Here is a 16,091-nt window from a genome sequence, read left to right as displayed (position 1 = left end):
TTCACCCGATCGTCAGGGCGCGGCCATCTTTGCGGGGGAGAGCCTTCCTAGCCTGAGGAAATGAGCTCAAGACCCAGGACAACGGTCGTCGCCGTCATCCCCGCGCGCGGTGGTTCCCGGGGCGTCCCCGGCAAGAACATCAGGCGGGTCGGCGGCGTGCCGCTGATCGGCCGCGCGATCGCTTCTGCCCGGTCGGCCACGCTCATCGACTCGGTGTTCGTGTCGACGGACGCTCCGGAGATCGCTGAGGTCGCGGCCGCATACGGCGCGCATGTCATCGAACGACCCGCCGAGCTCGCCACCGATGAGGCGTCGAGCGAGAGCGCGCTGCTCCACGCGCTCCAGGAACTGGAGAACGACGGCATCCACGCGGACATCCTCGTGTTCATCCAGGCGACGTCGCCGTTTCTCGAGCCTGACGACCTCGATGACGCCATCGAACGGGTCACGCTCGGCGAGTGCGACGTCGTCTTTTCCGCCGCCGAATCGCATGCGTTCCTCTGGCGGGAGAGCCCGACCGGGGCGGCTGCCGTCAACCACGACGCGTCGACCCGCCCGCGCAGGCAGGACCGTGATCCCCAGTTCCTGGAAACGGGCGGGTTCTACGTGCTCAGGACTGAGGGCTTCAAACGGTCCGGCCACCGGTTCTTCGGCCGGATCGGCATGGGCATCGTCTCACCGTCATCAGCTCTTGAGATCGACACGGAAGCCGACCTCGCGTCCGCTGTGCTTTCCGCTGAAGGCCGTACTGGGCGTCGTATCGATGTGGATGCCGTCGTCACGGATTTCGACGGTGTGCACACCGACAACCGAGTCCACGTCGCGCAGGACGGCACCGAATCGATCGCAGCGCATCGCGGTGACGGGCTCGGTGTCTCGCTCCTCAAAGCCGCAGGCGTGCCCGTTCTCATCCTGTCCACAGAGACCAACCCGGTCGTCGCCGCCCGCGCAGCGAAGCTCACGGTCGATGTGCGCCACGGCGTGGAAGACAAGGCGTCCGCCCTGCGCGGCTGGGCGTCGAGCAAGGGCATTCCGCTGACCCGGATCGCCTACCTCGGCAACGACGTCAACGACCTCGAATGCCTGCGTCTCGTCGGCTGGCCCGTCGTGGTGGCAGACGCACACCCGGACGTCATCCCGGCCGCACGCCTGATTCTCTCCCGCGGCGGCGGTGACGGCGCCGTCCGCGAACTCGCCGATCTCGTACTCACCGAAAGGACGCAGCCATGACGCTGACCATTGGAACCCACACCGTCGGCCCCGGCCACCCTGTCTATGTGATCGGTGAAATCGGGCTGAACCACAACGGAGACGTCGCCCTGGCGAAGGAACTCATCGACGTGGCCGCAGACGCGGGAGCGCAGGCGGTGAAATTCCAGAAACGGACACCGGCGATCTCGACCCCAGAACACATGAAGAGCGTCCTGCGGAGCACACCGTGGGGCGAGATGACGTACCTCGACTACCGTTACCGGGTGGAGTTCGACCGGGAGCAGTACATCGAGATCGGCGACCACGCCACCCTCCGCGGCCTGGACTGGTTCGCCTCGCCGTGGGACGAACCCAGTGTCGATTTCCTCGAAGACCTGAACGTCGCCGCATACAAGGTGGCATCGGCATCCGTCACGGACGAAGGGCTGCTCCGTCGCATCGGCGAGACCGGCAGGCCCGTGATCCTTTCGACGGGGATGTCGACACTCGACCAGGTGGACAGGGCCGTGTCCCTGTTCGATCCGGAGCGCCTCTCGGTCCTCCACGCGACGTCGACGTACCCGCTCCCGCCTGAGGAAGCGAACCTTCGGATGATCCCCACCCTCGCCGACCGGTTCCCCGGCATCCCAATCGGATACTCGGGGCACGAACGCGGCCTGCAGATCTCCATCGCCGCTGTTGCCCTCGGGGCCTGCGTCGTTGAGAGGCACATCACCCTGGACAGGGCGATGTGGGGCTCCGACCACGCGGCCTCGCTCGAACCGCACGGTTTCGCCACTCTCGTCCGGGACATCCGTGTGCTCGAGGAGGCACTCGGTGACGGGGTGAAACGCGTGTACCCGGGTGAGCTCGCACCGCTGGCCAAGCTCCGCCGCGTCAGCGCTTAGGTGGGACGGCGTGTCGTCGGCATCGCCGATTCGGATTCGTTCGTCAAATGGGGAGCAAGCCTTCTCGACTCGTTGCCTGACGACTGGGAACTGACACTCGTCGTCGTCGCGAGCGCGCTCACCGCGAGCCCGCGGCAGGTGGCGGATGCCGTTGCCCACACGCGGTTCGGGAAGGGCGGAACCCGCTTCCTCACGGTCGCCGAGCTTCTCGCCGACTCCGAGGTCTCGCGTGCGGATGCCGTGCTGGTCGCGTGCAGGGGGCCGGTCGCCGAGGTCATCCTCCATGCCCTGGCCCGCAGGGGCCCCTTGCGCCCCGTGCTCGTGAGCGGGCTGCCGGGGATCTCGATCCCCGCCAAGTGGAAGGGCATCTTCTATAGGGCACAGGCAGACCTGTTCGTGCTGCACAGCCATCGCGAGGTGGCCGCATACGACGAACTCGCTCGGGAACACGAAACTCCGGTCGAGTTCGTGCTCGCTACGCTTCCGTTTGCCAGGGCCGCGAGCTCAGCGCCGAAGCCCGATCGCCCCAGGGACAGCATCATCTTCGCCGCGCAGGCCATCGTTCCTCGCGAGCGCCCAGACCGCCTACGGCTGGTCGGGCAACTGTGCGAGCTGGCGCGCAGACACCCCGACCTGCGAGTCGTTCTCAAGGTCCGCGCACTCCTGGGCGAGGAACAGACCCATGCCGAGTCGTATCCGCTTCCTGACCTGCTGCCGGCGGACGCCCCACCGAATCTCATCGTCGAGGCCGGGCCGATGCGTGGCCACCTGCGCCGCGCCGCCGGTTTCGCGTCCGTGAGTTCCACCGCCGTCCTCGAAGCGGCAGCCCTCGGGGTGCCGAGTATCCTGCTGGACGACTTCGGGGTCGGAGCGGAGACGATCACCGAGGTCTTCGTGGGAAGCGGGCTACTCGCGCCGTCCGACGACCTCCTGAACCTGCGATTCCCCCAGCTCGAACCGGGCTGGCTGGCGCAGAACTACTTCCACGCCGTCGAGGACAACACGTTCCAGGGCCGGCTCTCGGACCTGATGGCCGATCGCGATAACAGCAGACTGGTCGTCCGTAGGCCGGCGCGACGCAGCAGGGGAGGAGCGCTCAGGCGTGCGTGGGATCGCCGCCACGCACTGGGGCGTCACGATCCGTCAGCGCTCGGACTCGTTGCTCTGGTCATCGGCTGGCCGATGTTCGTCATCCGCCGCAGACGACGGGCATTGGTCGCCGCGAAGGCGGCCGAAGCCTGAGGTCGACCGACAGGCGCGCTCAGGACGCGCGAGTGCCGTTCCAGCGCCTTCTGGAGGATCCGGATGGCGTGACCATCTCGGCGTCCACGTGCGACGGGTCGTGGCGCTGCGGGTCCGCCCAGACAGCCACGGTGTTCAGCTCGAACATCACGTGCTCGAGGACCTCGCGGTCCTCTGCCTGAGCGGGCTCTGCGACCGCAGGCGCGCCGCTGAAGGCCGAGTCGAGATCGGTGAGACCGGATGCCGCTGACGGGACGGTCTGGACGGTGATGGTCGGCACGACGTCGGCGGCAGTGGCTGCGGCCTGCTCGGCGGGCGCAGCGACCGGGGTCGCGACGATGGCGGACGTGATCTCACGGGCCAGCGAGAACGCAGCCATTTCGTGGAAGAACGTGTCGGTGTCTGAGTCGCTGCGGCGGACGAGCGTCCAGTCTCCACCGGCTCCCAGATGCTGGTCGAGTCGGCTGCGGATCTTCTCGAAGAGTTGCTCTTCGGAGAGTTCTACACCCGGGATCGGGACCGGCGCCGGAGGGGCGACGATGACCGGTGCGCGGTGACGGCGGCGACCAAACATGTCCGGTGCTCCCTGCTACTGACTGTGGTGATGTCTACAGTGTCGCCGAGCGGCCATGAAACGGGGCGTTGACACGCCGGATCACGGCGGGAAACCTCCTGAATGGAGGGTATTTCCGGCCGCGCGGTCGATCAAACTTTTCCGGCTGCCCTGCGCTTCAGTTTGCTCTCGCCGCCCTCCGCCTCGACCTTGTCCTGGTCGGCCCGCTCCGAGACCTGGGCGAACGCGTTCGCCACGGTGACGAGCCAGCCGAGCCACAGAAGCGCCAGCCGCCAGTCACGCGGGGCCGACTTGCTTGTCCGGATCAGGGTGACGGCGCCGAAAAAGGCACTGATGACCGTGAAGTTCAGGATGTATTTGCGCATCTGGGTGCACCTCCAAGGTTCTCAACGCTATCGGCATTCGCCGGAGGAGTCACGGTCGACGCGTCAGCGCCCGAGCAATGCGTCGAGAGAACGGCGGCGGAACGCGCGGAGATGGTCCGGCCCCGGGCGGTGGTGCCCGAGGTGCCTGCGGGCGAACTCGAGGGTCTCGTGCAGTGCGAGATGGCGCTCGATGTCCGACTTAGCCTTGCGGATGTTCACCTCAGCGACGACCGAACCGCTCCAGCCGGAAGCGCCGAGGAGTTCCAGAACGCGGGCAACCGGCTGGGTGCCGTGCCCTGGGAGGCTGTGCTCATCGAAGACCCGGCCCTCATCGATCGAACCGGAACCGTCGCACAGGTGCACGTGGCGGAGCCTGGGGCCGAGCCTCGTGGCCAGGTCGAAAGCATCCTGGCCGGACAGGGCCGCGTGCGAGAAGTCGAGGGTGACGTCGTCGCAGTCGAGTTCGACGGCATCCCAGCCGGGGGAGTACGCCTTCATGGTGCGCCCGCGGACCTGCCAGGGGAACATGTTCTCGACGGCGATCCGGATGCCGGAGTCTTGCCGGATCGTGCGGACGTGGTCGAGGAAGCCGTCCGCGTACTCCTTCTGCCAGCGGAACGGCGGATGGACGACGACGGTGTCCGCCCCGACATCCCTCGCCAGCTCAGCCGATTTCTGCAGCTTCACCAGGGGATCCGTTCCCCAGACGAAGTGGGTGAGAAGCAGAACCGGTGCATGGATCGAGAGGATAGGCATCCGGTAGGCCTCACTCAGCGCTTTCAATGCGCTCGCTTCCTGGGTGACGTCGTCGTTCGTGACCATCACCTCGACGCCGTCGTAGCCGGCCTCCTCGGCGAACTCGAACGCCCGCTCCGTTCCGAGCGGGTACACGCACGATGTGCTCATTCCGATCCTGATCACGCCATTAGCCTAGGATCTGCGCCTGAACACGGGGTGTCCATTCTGCAACCACTGGTAACCTGTGAGGCCACCGGACAGTCGCCGACAGGCGGTGTCCGAACAGGGGCCGAGGGGGAAACACATCATCGAGACGACATCCAGCGCAGACGAGACATACGACTTCGTCGTCGTCGCCAACCGGCTCCCGGTCGACAGCGTCACTGGCCCGGACGGGAGCTCCGGATGGCGGATGTCACCCGGCGGACTCGTGGCGGCGCTCGAGCCCCTGATGAAGGCGTCGGACGGCGCATGGGTCGGCTGGCCGGGAGCACCGGACGTGCACCTGGATCCGTTCGAGCACGAGGGCATCCGCATGGTGCCGATCGCGCTCAACACCGAAGAGATCGAGAACTACTACGAGGGTTTCTCGAACGACACCCTCTGGCCGCTCTACCACGACGTCATCGCGCAGCCCGGCTACCACCGGGAATGGTGGGAGGCGTACGTGGCCGTCAACCGTCGATTCGCAGATACGGCCGCGAGGATCTCGGATTTCGGCGCCACCGTCTGGGTGCACGACTACCAGCTCCAGCTCGTGCCCGGGATGCTCCGTGAGGCACGCCCCGACCTCACCATCGGCTTCTTCAACCACATCCCGTTCCCCGCGTACGGCATCTTCTCGCAGCTGCCGTGGCGGCAGCAGATCATCTCCGGCCTGCTCGGCGCCGATGTCATCGGCTTCCAGCGTGTCGCCGATGCCGGGAACTTCGCCCGCGCTGTCCGCCGGCTGTTCGGCTACGACACCAAGGGGACCCGGATCTGGGTGCCGGTCGGCGACTCGTCTGACGAGAGCACCGGCGACCGATCCCACACGAGCGGCGCGCCTGTCCGCCGGGTCATCGCCAGGGCGTTCCCGATCTCGATCGACGCCGAGAGCTACGTCGAACTCGCCCAGCGCCCGGAGGTCAAGGCCAGGGCGGCCCAGATCCGTGAGGAACTCGGCAACCCGAAGACCATCATGCTCGGCGTCGACCGCCTCGACTACACCAAGGGCATCGGCCACCGGCTGAAGGCGTTCGGCGAACTCCTCGCCGAGAAGCGCCTGGCCGTCGAGGACGTGACACTGGTCCAGGTCGCCAGCCCGAGCCGTGAACGTGTCGCCAGCTACATGCAGCTCCGTGACGAGATCGAACTCACCGTCGGGCGGATCAACGGCGACTACGGCTCGATCGGCCACACAGCCATCAACTACCTCCACCAGGGTTATCCGCGCGAGGAGATGGTCGCGCTGTACCTCGCCGCCGACATCATGCTCGTCACAGCGCTCCGCGACGGGATGAACCTCGTGGCCAAGGAGTATGTGGCGACCCGCGCCGACCTCGGGGGTGTGCTCATCCTCAGCGAATTCGCCGGGGCATCCGACGACCTTCGCCAGGCGCTGCTGATCAACCCGCACGACATCGACGGTGTGAAGGATTCCATCATCAGGGCAATCGACATGCCGGAGACGGAGCGACGACGGCGGATGAGGGCCATGCGCAAACGGGTCCTCGAGAACGACGTGGTGAAGTGGTCAAGGGTCTTCCTTGACGAACTCGCGCTCGCCTCGACGTCACACCCGGTCTCCCACGAGTATCCGGACCTGCGCAAGTGAGCGCCGTGGACCCGGCCCTCGACGCCGCGCTGGGGCGGCTGGCTGAAACCGAACACCTCCTCGTCGCTCTCGACTTCGACGGAACGCTGGCCCCGTTCGTCGACCGCCCGGAGGATGCGCGTGCCCTGCCTGAGGCCCGTCTCGCGGTCGAGCGGTTGCTCGAGGTCTCGCACACGACAGTCGCCTTCGTCTCCGGACGCGCGGTCGACAGTCTGCAGCGAGCGTCGGAGGCGCCGGCCGGAGTGCTCCTTGTCGGTTCGCACGGTGCCGAGTACAGGTTCGATGGTGTCGACGCGCATCCGCCTCTCGACCCTGAGGACACCGAGAGGGTCGCCGCCCTCGTGCAGGCGTTCGCCGGGTTCACCCATGACCACCCCGGAACGCGGATCGAACGCAAGCCGGCCGGGTTCGCCGTCCACACGCGTGGCGTCGACTCCGACGCCGCGTTCACCGCCGAAGATGCCGCGCGCAGAATCGTCGCAGACGTCTACCCGGATGCGACGATCCGCGATGGCAAGGACGTGCTCGAATTCTCCGTGCTGTCTGCCACAAAGGGAGACGCGATCCTGCACCTGCGCGACTACACCGGCGCCACGGCCGTGCTCTACGCCGGCGACGACGTCACCGACGAGGATGCCTTCAAGGTGCTCGGAGGCGAGGACCTCGCGCTCAAGAGCGGCAACGGTCCCACCGTTGCGCCGTTCCGCGTCGCCGAGCCGATCGAGGTCGCAGCCGTTCTCGAGCGCCTTGCCGTGCTGAGAGCCGCCACCGGCCGATGAAAGCCGGGGCATGTTCGAGGTTCTAGACTCGAACCATGTCAGAGATCGACCTGAAACCTCGCAGCCGAGCAGTCACAGACGGAATCGAAGCCACCACCTCACGCGGAATGCTCCGCGCGGTCGGGATGGGCGACGCGGACTGGGACAAGCCCCAGATCGGTATCGCGTCGAGCTGGAACGAGATCACCCCGTGCAACCTGTCGCTCGACCGGCTTGCGCAGGGTGCCAAGGAAGGCGTCCACTCCGGCGGGGGATACCCGCTGCAGTTCGGGACGATCTCCGTATCGGACGGCATCTCGATGGGCCACGAGGGAATGCACTTCTCCCTCGTCTCGCGTGAGGTCATCGCCGACTCCGTCGAAACAGTCGTCATGGCCGAACGCCTCGACGGCACCGTGCTGCTCGCCGGCTGCGACAAGTCGCTGCCTGGCATGCTCATGGCCGCTGCTCGTCTCGACCTTGCCAGCGTCTTCCTCTACGCCGGGTCGATCGCGCCCGGCTGGGTGAAGCTCAGCGACGGCACCGAGAAGGATGTCACCATCATCGACGCCTTCGAGGCGGTCGGCGCGTGCAAGGCCGGCACGATGAGCGAAGAAGACCTCAAGCGCATCGAATGCGCCATCGCGCCCGGCGAAGGTGCCTGCGGCGGCATGTACACGGCCAACACGATGGCCTCAGTGGCCGAAGCTCTCGGCATGAGCCTCCCGGGCTCCGCCTCGCCGCCCTCCGCCGACCGCCGCCGCGACTACTTCGCCCACCGCTCAGGTGAGGCCGTCGTCAACATGCTGCGTCTCGGGATCACCGCCCGCGACATCCTCACCAAGAAGGCGTTCGAGAATGCCATCGCCGTCGCGATGGCATTCGGGGGCTCCACCAACGTCGTGCTGCACCTGCTCGCGATCGCCCGTGAGGCCGACGTCGACCTCACCCTCGACGACTTCAACCGCATCGGCGACACCGTGCCGCACATCGGTGACCTCAAGCCGTTCGGCAAGTACGTGATGAACGACGTCGACCGCCACGGCGGTGTCCCCGTCGTGATGAAGGCCCTCCTCGACGCCGGCCTGCTCCACGGTGACGCTCTCACCGTGACAGGCAAGACGGTCGCCGAGAACCTCGCCGACCTCAACCCGATGCCGATCGACGGCACCGTCATCCGCACCCTCGACAACCCGATCCACGCCACCGGCGGCATCACCGTGCTCCACGGGTCGTTCGCACCGGACGGAGCCGTCGTGAAGACGGCCGGCTTCGACGCCGACGTCTTCGAAGGACCAGCGCGCGTCTTCGAACGCGAACGTGCGGCGATGGACGCGCTCACCGACGGACAGATCTCCGCTGGAGACGTCATCATCATCCGCTACGAGGGCCCGAAGGGCGGCCCTGGCATGCGCGAGATGCTCGCCATCACCGCCGCCATCAAGGGCGCTGGCCTCGGAAAAGATGTACTACTATTGACGGACGGTCGATTCTCAGGCGGCACAACCGGCCTCTGCATCGGCCACATAGCACCCGAAGCAGTGGACGCTGGTCCCATTGCCTTCGTGCGCGATGGTGATCTGATACGGGTCGATATCGCAGCTCGGTCGCTCGACCTACTTGTCGACGAAGAAGAGCTGGCCGCCCGCCGCAACGGCTGGGCACCGCTTCCCCCGCGCTACACCCGTGGCGTCCTCGCAAAGTATTCCAAGCTCGTCCACTCCGCTGCGGAGGGCGCGATCACGGGATAGCTTCCGCGTTCAGTTCAGATCCAACCATCGACAAGGGAATCCATACGATGCCTGCGGAACCTCGCACCGCCATATCGCCCGCCGATCTCAAAGCCGCCCAAGACGGCCCCGAAACGCTCACCGGCGCACAAGCCGTCGTCCGGACACTCGAGCTTCTCGGTATCACCGACGTGTTCGGTCTTCCCGGTGGTGCGATCCTGCCGGTCTACGACCCGCTGATGGACACGTCCAAGATCCGTCACATCCTCGTCCGCCACGAACAGGGCGCAGGCCACGCGGCCGAGGGCTACGCGGCATCCTCCGGCAAGGTCGGTGTCGCCATCGCGACCTCCGGTCCCGGCGCGACCAACCTCGTGACGGCCATCATGGATGCGCACATGGACTCCGTCCCCGTGCTCGCCATCACCGGCCAGGTGTTCTCCAATCTCATGGGAACGGATGCCTTCCAGGAGGCGGACATCGTCGGTATCACCATGCCGATCACGAAGCACTCCTTCCTCGTGACCGATGCCGCAGACATCCCGGCCACCATCGCATCGGCGTACCACATCGCGTCGACCGGTCGACCCGGCCCCGTGCTCGTCGACATCACGAAGGACGCACAGCAGCAGGAGGCGCCGTTCATCTGGCCGCCGAAGATCGACCTGCCCGGCTACCGTCCGGTGACGAAGGCGCACGGCAAGCAGATCCAGGCGGCGGCACAGCTGCTCGTCGAGGCCAAGAAACCGGTGCTGTATGTCGGCGGCGGCGTGATCCGCGCGAAGGCATCGGCCGAGCTCCTCGAGCTCGCCGAGCTCATCGGCGCCCCCGTCGTGACCACGCTGATGGCGCGCGGGGCATTCCCCGACTCGCACAAGCAGCACCTCGGCATGCCCGGCATGCACGGAACGGTTCCCGCTGTGCTCGCACTCCAGGAGTCGGACCTCATCGTGTCGCTCGGAGCCCGCTTCGACGACCGGGTCACCGGCAAGACCGCGCTGTTCGCACCCAACGCGAAGATCGTGCACGTCGACGTGGACCCGGCCGAGATCTCGAAGATCCGCACCGCTGACGTCCCGATCGTGGGCGACGCCAAAGATGTCATCATCGACCTGACCGCAGCACTCGGCACAGTTCTGCGTGAGTCGACGCCTGACACCGACGAGTGGTGGGCCTACCTCAACGGACTCCGCGAGGAGTTCCCGCTCGGGTACACCGAACCGACCGACGGTCTCCTCGCGCCGCAGTACGTGATCCAGCGGATCGGCGAACTGACCGGACCTGAAGGCATCTACGCGGCCGGAGTCGGCCAGCACCAGATGTGGGCCGCCCAGTTCATCAAGTACGAGCGCCCGAACGCCTGGCTCAACTCGGGCGGTGCAGGGACCATGGGTTACTCGGTTCCTGCCGCCATGGGGGCCAAGGTCGCCGAACCCGACCGCGTCGTGTGGTCGATCGACGGTGACGGATGCTTCCAGATGACGAACCAGGAACTCGCCACCTGTGCGATCAACAAGATCCCGATCAAGGTCGCCGTCATCAACAACTCGTCCCTCGGGATGGTCCGCCAGTGGCAGACGCTGTTCTACGACGGCCGGTACTCCAACACCGACCTGAACACCGGTCATGACACGATCAGGATCCCCGACTTCCTCAAGCTGGCCGACGCATACGGATGCCTCGGCATCCGCGTCACGAAGGCCGAGGAGGTCGACGCCGCGATCAAGCTCGCACTGGAGACCAACGATCGCCCCGTCGTCATCGACTTCGTGGTGAGCGCGGATGCCATGGTGTGGCCGATGGTGCCCCAGGGCGTCAGCAACAGCTACGTGCAGTACGCCAAAGAGCACAGCCCGTCGTTCGATGAGGAGGCCTAGACCATGAGCACCCACGTCCTGAGCCTGCTCGTCGAGAACAAGCCCGGTCTGCTCACCCGAGTCGCCGGCCTGTTCGCCCGTCGTGGCTTCAACATCGAGTCCCTCGCGGTCGGCACGAGCGAGATCCCCGGCCTGAGCCGGATCACCGTCGTTGTGACCGTCGAAGGTCTTCCGCTCGAACAGATCACCAAGCAGCTGAACAAGCTCATCAACGTGATCAAGATCGTCGAGCTCGACCCCGACCAGTCCGTCCAGCGTGAGCACCTGCTCATCAAGGTCCGTGTGGACAACACCACACGGTCCCAGGTGCTCGAGGCAGTGAACTTGTTCCGCGCCCGCGTCGTCGACGTCGCAACGGATGCCGTCGTGATCGAGGTCACGGGCGATTCCGGAAAGACCAACGCGTTCCTCAAGGTGCTCGAACCGTACGGCATCAAGGAGATGGCCCAGTCGGGCCTGCTCGCCATCGGCCGCGGCTCCAAATCGATCACCGAGCGCGTTTTCAAGAACTAGCCGGGCATCCGCCGACACAGACGGCACCGCCCGAACCAACAACCTCAACAACAAGGAGAAACAACAATTGTCTGAGATTTTCTACGACGCAGATGCTGACCTCTCGCTCATCCAGGGGAAGAAGGTCGCGGTCGTCGGCTACGGCTCACAGGGCCACGCCCACGCACTGAACCTCCGTGACTCCGGTGTCGAGGTCGTCATCGGCCTCAAGGAGGGCTCCAACTCGATCGCGAAGGCCGAGGAGCAGGGCTTCACGGTGAAGACCGTCTCCGAGGCTGCTGCCTGGGCCGACGTCATCGTCATCCTCGCGCCCGACCAGTTCCAGCGCACGATCTACGCAGAGTCCATCAAGGACCAGCTCTCTGACGGCAAGGCCCTTGTCTTCGGCCACGGCTTCAACATCCGTTTCGGGTACATCGAGGCTCCTGAGGGCGTCGACGTCATCATGGTCGCCCCGAAGGGCCCTGGCCACACCGTTCGTCGCGAATACGAGGCAGGCCGTGGCGTTCCCGTCATCGTCGCCGTCGAGAAGGACGCGACAGGCAACGCCTGGCCGCTGACCCTCAGCTACGCGAAGGCAATCGGCGGACTCCGCGCCGGCGGCATCAAGACCACGTTCACCGAAGAGACCGAGACCGACCTGTTCGGCGAGCAGGCTGTCCTCTGTGGTGGCACCTCGCAGCTCGTACAGTACGGCTTCGAGGTCCTCACCGAAGCCGGCTACCAGCCGCAGGTCGCCTACTTCGAGGTTCTTCACGAGCTCAAGCTCATCGTCGACCTCATGTGGGAGGGTGGCATCGCCAAGCAGCGCTGGAGCGTCTCAGACACTGCCGAGTACGGCGACTACGTCTCCGGCCCGCGGGTCATCGACCCCTCGGTCAAGGAGAACATGAAGGCCGTTCTCGCCGACATCCAGTCGGGCGCGTTCGCCAAGCGTTTCATCGACGACCAGGACGCAGGAGCACCCGAATTCCTCGAGCTCCGCGCCAAGGGCGAGGCTCACCCGATCGAAGAGACCGGCCGCGAACTGCGCAAGCTCTTCGCGTGGAACGCGTCGAACGACGACGACTACACCGACGGTTCGGTCGCCCGCTAAGGTCCGACCGGCTTGAACAGAACGGCCCTCGCCTCAGGCGGGGGCCGTTCTCTGTTGTGTCGTTGTTCGAGATCGCAGTTGCGCACCGACAGCGGCCATTTCGAGCCCGTTTGAGTACGTAACTGCGATCTCGCTGTCACGCCTCGGTCAGGAAGACCTCGATCACAGGGACAGGGGTGTTCGGGGAACGCACCGGCAGGTGCAGCGTTACCGTGTCTGACCCCAGACCGACGGGCTGCGTGTGCTGGTTCGGCTGGTCATGCTCGGGCAGGTGCACCTTGAATGGGATCTCGGATCCGTCCGCGAGCAGTTGCGCGTAGCGCACGCGACCGCCGAGCCCCGGCAGGTGGACGTGCACGAACGGCCACGAGAACACGTGCACGAAGAGCCGGTCGCCGCGCTGGGTGTACCTGACGTCGGTCGGGGGCGTGAACTCGCTCGCGCCCGCGCCGTAGATCGACCGGCTGTGCAGGCGGAACCAGTCGGCGAGGTCGCTCATCCGCTCGGTGGTCCGGTCGTCCAGTGACCCACGGGCATCCGGTCCGATGTTGAGCAGCATGTTGCCGTTCTTCGAGACGGTGTCGATGAGCATCTTGAGCAGGAGCTCGCTCGACTTGTCCGCGAGGTTGTCGCGGTCGTAGCCCCAGCTCCCGTTGATGGTCTGGCAGGCCTCCCAGCGGATCGGCGCGCCATCGTGGTCGGTCGGCGTGACGGCGGGCTGGTACTGCTCCGGCGTCGTGACGTCTCCGCCGATCTCCAGCCGGTCGTTGACGAGGCAGCCCGGCTGGAGCTCCCGGATCATGTGCAGCAGTTCTTCGGACCCCCAGTCGGCCGCGCCCTTGCCCGGCAGCGAGCCGATGCCCTGCGAATAGCTGAAGTCGAAGAACAGGTAGTCGACCTGGCCGTAGCCGGTGAGCAGTTCCCTCACCTGCCCGTGCAGGTAGTCGCGGTACCGCGAGAAGCCACGTTCACTGTTGCGCTCGATCTCGGCCGGATCGTTGCGGAGCGGGTGGATGCCGTCGACCGTGAAGTCCGGATGGTGCCAGTCGATGAGGGAGTGGTAGAACCCGATGCGCATGCCCTCGGAACGGAACGCGTCGACGAACTCGCGGACGAGATCCCGCCCGGCGGTCGTCTTCGGCGCCGAGTAATCGGTGAGCGCCGAGTCCCAGAGGCAGAACCCGTCGTGATGTTTCGTGGTGAGGACGGCGTAGGTGAAACCCGCCTGTCGCGCCCGTCGTGCCCAGTCGCGTGCGTCGAAGAGGTCGGGGTCGAAGTGCTCGCTGTAGATCTCGTAGCGGTCGGGGTGGATGTATTCGCGGTTCTGCACCCATTCATGCCGCGCCGGGAGTGCGTACACGCCCCAGTGGATGAAAAGGCCGAACCGCCCGTGGTCGAACCAGGCGACGTCGGGCGAGGCGGGGGCGTTGTTCATTCGAAGTCCTTCGCGACGGGATCGAACGGGATGACCGTCCTCGCGGACGACGTTACGGCATCCGTTTCGCCTGGACCGAGTGCCGCATGGGCGGACGGTGTCAGCGTGTGCGGAGAGGGCCGACGCCGTGTAGGTTCGCGTCATGGATTCGACCAGCGCCCGCGTTCCCTCCCACGCCGGAAGCCTTGCCGTCGAGATCGCCGTGCAGAGCGTGGAGGGCGCCCGCATCGCCAGGGAACACGGGGCGACGCGGGTCGAGCTCTGCCAGGGACTCGTGCTCGGCGGACTCACCCCGTCCGTCGGAGCGGTCGGCGTCGCCGTGGCGGATGCTCGCGCGGCGGGCGCGCAGGACGTCCACGTGCTCATCCGTCCCCGGCCGGGCGACTTCGTCTTCTCGCGCAGCGACAGGGACGTGATGGAACGGGACATCGACGAGTTTGGACGCCTGGGAGCGGCCGGAGTGGTGATCGGTGCCCTCACCGAGGACGGGTCGCTCGATCGACCCACCATCGAGAGACTCGTCGCCGCGGCGGGGGACCTGACCGTCACCTTCCACCGGGCGATCGACATCGCGGTGGGCGCCGCATCGCTCGTGTCAGAGCTCGCGGAGCTGGGTGTGCACCGGATCCTCACCTCGGGGCGCGCCGCCTCGAGTGCGGACGGACTCGACGTCCTCGCCGAGTTCGTGCGCGAGTCGGCGGGGCGGGTCGAGATCATGGCCGGAGGGGGAGTGACCGTCGAGTCGATCCCCTCGCTCGCGTCGATCGGCGTCGACGCCGTCCACCTCTCCGCCCGCGCGGCCGCCGGCAGAACATTCGGCAGCGGCCCTGGCGGTGGCGACGACGGCCACGACGTGACGGATGCCGGCACCGTCGCGCGTGCAGTGTCCGCCGCACGAGAGAGCACTTACGCACCCAAAAACCCCTGATCGGTTCGTTTGGGTGCCTAACCGCGATCTCGCAGAGTTCGGGCGACCGGTACGCTGGCAGTCATGAGTTCGGATCACCCAGACGACGACGCCCTGACCTGGGCCGGAGATCCGGAGCCCACGCCACCGCCCGCGCGCGGTGCACAGGCGCCCGCCACGCCCCCGGTCGCCGGTGGGTGGAAGGTCGTCGGCAAGCCCGGCCGTGTCGCTCCCGAGCCCGCCGATCAGCGACAGGGGCAGATGAGCTCGGTCGCCCTCGTCGCGTTCGGGATTATCGCCGGCATCTACCTGCTCTATTCGATCGGCTGGCTCATCGCCGCCCAGCGGAGCACCGCCGCCCCGACCGACATCGTCGGCGCTGCAATGTACACCGTCGGGCTGTGGTTCGCCGTGCTCGCGCCCGCACTCTGGATCGCGGCGACGTTCTGGGTGACCAGAGCGTCACAGTCGCTGCGTGCGCGGTTCATCGCCCTCGTCGTCGGCGCCGTCGTTCTGGCGCCGTGGCCCTTCATCGTCGGGGTGAGCTGACATGACCGAATCCACCGTTCCCGCCGCCCGCACGGCTACGCCGCGCTGGCTCACCCTCACCCTCGCCATCCTGTTCGGGCTCCTCTTCGCTTACGACGTGTGGGAGGCGGTCGGTAATCTCGCCGGGGTCAGTCTCATCGCAACTGGCCTGGAGACGAGCATCAATGCCGTCGGCTGGGTGGTGCTGATCATCGGCATCCTGCTTCCTGTCGCCGTCTTCGCCCTGGCCTTCCAGCTCGGCCGGAAACGGGACGTCCTCTCCCAGGTGTTGCTGTACCTCGCCGGTCTCGGCACGGTAGCTGCCGTTTCACTCAGCCTGCTCGCCCTGTTCGGGGTCGGAGCCGTGCTGACGTAACACCCGCACCGGGTCGAGTAAAGTTGGAGCACGTGCG

General features: G+C 66.5%; 15 protein-coding genes and 1 pseudogene. 12 read left to right on the top strand and 4 right to left on the bottom strand.

What is annotated here, in order from left to right:
• The first annotated feature begins 60 nt into the window (after positions 1-60).
• The 3 genes from AC1M0F_RS04365 to AC1M0F_RS04355 are packed head-to-tail and all read left to right on the top strand — an operon-like array spanning position 61 to position 3,341.
• The gene (locus AC1M0F_RS04365) at positions 61-1,230 is read left to right on the top strand and encodes a cytidylyltransferase domain-containing protein (RefSeq protein WP_480236966.1); all 1,170 of its coding nucleotides are present in this window, start codon (positions 61-63) and stop codon (positions 1,228-1,230) included.
• Positions 1,227-2,099, top strand: coding sequence for an N-acetylneuraminate synthase family protein (locus tag AC1M0F_RS04360; RefSeq protein ID WP_480236965.1), 873 nt, complete (start codon positions 1,227-1,229; stop codon positions 2,097-2,099). Before AC1M0F_RS04365 ends, AC1M0F_RS04360 begins: the two co-directional genes overlap by 4 nt.
• Positions 2,100-3,341, top strand: a complete 1,242-nt coding sequence (locus AC1M0F_RS04355; RefSeq protein WP_480236964.1) for a DUF6716 putative glycosyltransferase — start codon at positions 2,100-2,102, stop codon at positions 3,339-3,341.
• Positions 3,342-3,360: 19 nt separating this feature from the next.
• Here the strand turns inward: AC1M0F_RS04355 and AC1M0F_RS04350 are convergent, their stop codons facing one another.
• The 3 genes from AC1M0F_RS04350 to AC1M0F_RS04340 all read right to left on the bottom strand — a co-directional run bounded on the left by AC1M0F_RS04350 (position 3,361) and on the right by AC1M0F_RS04340 (position 5,186).
• Complete coding sequence (locus tag AC1M0F_RS04350) at positions 3,361-3,915, bottom strand: hypothetical protein (RefSeq protein ID WP_480236963.1); 555 nt, start codon at positions 3,913-3,915, stop codon at positions 3,361-3,363.
• Positions 3,916-4,046: 131 nt separating this feature from the next.
• The gene (locus tag AC1M0F_RS04345) at positions 4,047-4,280 is read right to left on the bottom strand and encodes a hypothetical protein (RefSeq protein ID WP_480236962.1); all 234 of its coding nucleotides are present in this window, start codon (positions 4,278-4,280) and stop codon (positions 4,047-4,049) included.
• Between the two features lie 63 nt (positions 4,281-4,343).
• Positions 4,344-5,186, bottom strand: coding sequence for a sugar phosphate isomerase/epimerase family protein (locus tag AC1M0F_RS04340; protein ID WP_480236961.1), 843 nt, complete (start codon positions 5,184-5,186; stop codon positions 4,344-4,346).
• A 136-nt stretch (positions 5,187-5,322) separates the two neighbouring features.
• Between AC1M0F_RS04340 and AC1M0F_RS04335 the strand changes: the two genes are divergently transcribed.
• From AC1M0F_RS04335 to ilvC, 6 genes and pseudogenes are all read left to right on the top strand, one after another.
• The gene (locus AC1M0F_RS04335; protein WP_480237361.1) at positions 5,323-6,834 is read left to right on the top strand and encodes an alpha,alpha-trehalose-phosphate synthase (UDP-forming); all 1,512 of its coding nucleotides are present in this window, start codon (positions 5,323-5,325) and stop codon (positions 6,832-6,834) included.
• Positions 6,831-7,613: a trehalose-phosphatase gene (gene otsB / locus AC1M0F_RS04330; RefSeq protein ID WP_480236960.1), complete on the top strand. Its 783-nt coding sequence runs from the start codon at positions 6,831-6,833 to the stop codon at positions 7,611-7,613. Before AC1M0F_RS04335 ends, otsB begins: the two co-directional genes overlap by 4 nt.
• A gap of 35 nt (positions 7,614-7,648) precedes the next feature.
• Positions 7,649-9,343: a dihydroxy-acid dehydratase gene (gene ilvD / locus AC1M0F_RS04325; protein ID WP_480236959.1), complete on the top strand. Its 1,695-nt coding sequence runs from the start codon at positions 7,649-7,651 to the stop codon at positions 9,341-9,343.
• Positions 9,344-9,390: 47 nt separating this feature from the next.
• Positions 9,391-11,199 (top strand): acetolactate synthase large subunit, encoded by a 1,809-nt coding sequence (locus AC1M0F_RS04320; protein ID WP_480236958.1) that lies wholly within the window; start codon positions 9,391-9,393, stop codon positions 11,197-11,199.
• 3 nt (positions 11,200-11,202) lie between these two features.
• Positions 11,203-11,676: pseudogene (ilvN, locus tag AC1M0F_RS04315) on the top strand (acetolactate synthase small subunit); the annotation flags it as partial.
• Positions 11,585-12,808: a ketol-acid reductoisomerase gene (gene ilvC, locus AC1M0F_RS04310; RefSeq protein ID WP_480237360.1), complete on the top strand. Its 1,224-nt coding sequence runs from the start codon at positions 11,585-11,587 to the stop codon at positions 12,806-12,808. The pseudogene ilvN and the gene ilvC, both read left to right, overlap by 92 nt.
• Before the next feature lie 136 nt (positions 12,809-12,944).
• Here the strand turns inward: ilvC and AC1M0F_RS04305 are convergent, their stop codons facing one another.
• Positions 12,945-14,243: an alpha-L-fucosidase gene (locus AC1M0F_RS04305; protein ID WP_480236957.1), complete on the bottom strand. Its 1,299-nt coding sequence runs from the start codon at positions 14,241-14,243 to the stop codon at positions 12,945-12,947.
• A gap of 142 nt (positions 14,244-14,385) precedes the next feature.
• Between AC1M0F_RS04305 and AC1M0F_RS04300 the strand changes: the two genes are divergently transcribed.
• The 3 genes from AC1M0F_RS04300 to AC1M0F_RS04290 all read left to right on the top strand — a co-directional run bounded on the left by AC1M0F_RS04300 (position 14,386) and on the right by AC1M0F_RS04290 (position 16,054).
• Entirely contained in the window at positions 14,386-15,171 is a 786-nt protein-coding gene (locus tag AC1M0F_RS04300) for a copper homeostasis protein CutC (RefSeq protein ID WP_480236956.1), read from the top strand.
• A gap of 63 nt (positions 15,172-15,234) precedes the next feature.
• Positions 15,235-15,699: a hypothetical protein gene (locus AC1M0F_RS04295; RefSeq protein ID WP_480236955.1), complete on the top strand. Its 465-nt coding sequence runs from the start codon at positions 15,235-15,237 to the stop codon at positions 15,697-15,699.
• 1 nt (position 15,700) lies between these two features.
• Positions 15,701-16,054 (top strand): hypothetical protein, encoded by a 354-nt coding sequence (locus AC1M0F_RS04290; RefSeq protein ID WP_480236954.1) that lies wholly within the window; start codon positions 15,701-15,703, stop codon positions 16,052-16,054.
• Positions 16,055-16,091 lie beyond the last annotated feature (37 nt).

This window comes from Mycetocola sp. Y719, assembly GCF_056713205.1.
Note: the sequence above shows the minus strand (reverse complement) of the source record. Positions and strands in the feature narration are given on the sequence as shown.

What these genes read in the sequence shown, in the direction of transcription:
- AC1M0F_RS04295 (WP_480236955.1), top strand. Translation starts at nt 15,235, where the DNA reads ATGAGTTCGGATCACCCAGACGACGACGCCCTGACCTGGGCCGGAGAT.
- ilvD (WP_480236959.1), top strand. Translation starts at nt 7,649, where the DNA reads ATGTCAGAGATCGACCTGAAACCTCGCAGCCGAGCAGTCACAGACGGA.
- AC1M0F_RS04300 (WP_480236956.1), top strand. Translation starts at nt 14,386, where the DNA reads ATGGATTCGACCAGCGCCCGCGTTCCCTCCCACGCCGGAAGCCTTGCC.
- AC1M0F_RS04345 (WP_480236962.1), bottom strand. Translation starts at nt 4,280, where the DNA reads ATGCGCAAATACATCCTGAACTTCACGGTCATCAGTGCCTTTTTCGGC.
- AC1M0F_RS04340 (WP_480236961.1), bottom strand. Translation starts at nt 5,186, where the DNA reads ATGAGCACATCGTGCGTGTACCCGCTCGGAACGGAGCGGGCGTTCGAG.
- AC1M0F_RS04290 (WP_480236954.1), top strand. Translation starts at nt 15,701, where the DNA reads ATGACCGAATCCACCGTTCCCGCCGCCCGCACGGCTACGCCGCGCTGG.
- AC1M0F_RS04360 (WP_480236965.1), top strand. Translation starts at nt 1,227, where the DNA reads ATGACGCTGACCATTGGAACCCACACCGTCGGCCCCGGCCACCCTGTC.
- AC1M0F_RS04305 (WP_480236957.1), bottom strand. Translation starts at nt 14,243, where the DNA reads ATGAACAACGCCCCCGCCTCGCCCGACGTCGCCTGGTTCGACCACGGG.
- AC1M0F_RS04320 (WP_480236958.1), top strand. Translation starts at nt 9,391, where the DNA reads ATGCCTGCGGAACCTCGCACCGCCATATCGCCCGCCGATCTCAAAGCC.
- AC1M0F_RS04350 (WP_480236963.1), bottom strand. Translation starts at nt 3,915, where the DNA reads ATGTTTGGTCGCCGCCGTCACCGCGCACCGGTCATCGTCGCCCCTCCG.
- AC1M0F_RS04365 (WP_480236966.1), top strand. Translation starts at nt 61, where the DNA reads ATGAGCTCAAGACCCAGGACAACGGTCGTCGCCGTCATCCCCGCGCGC.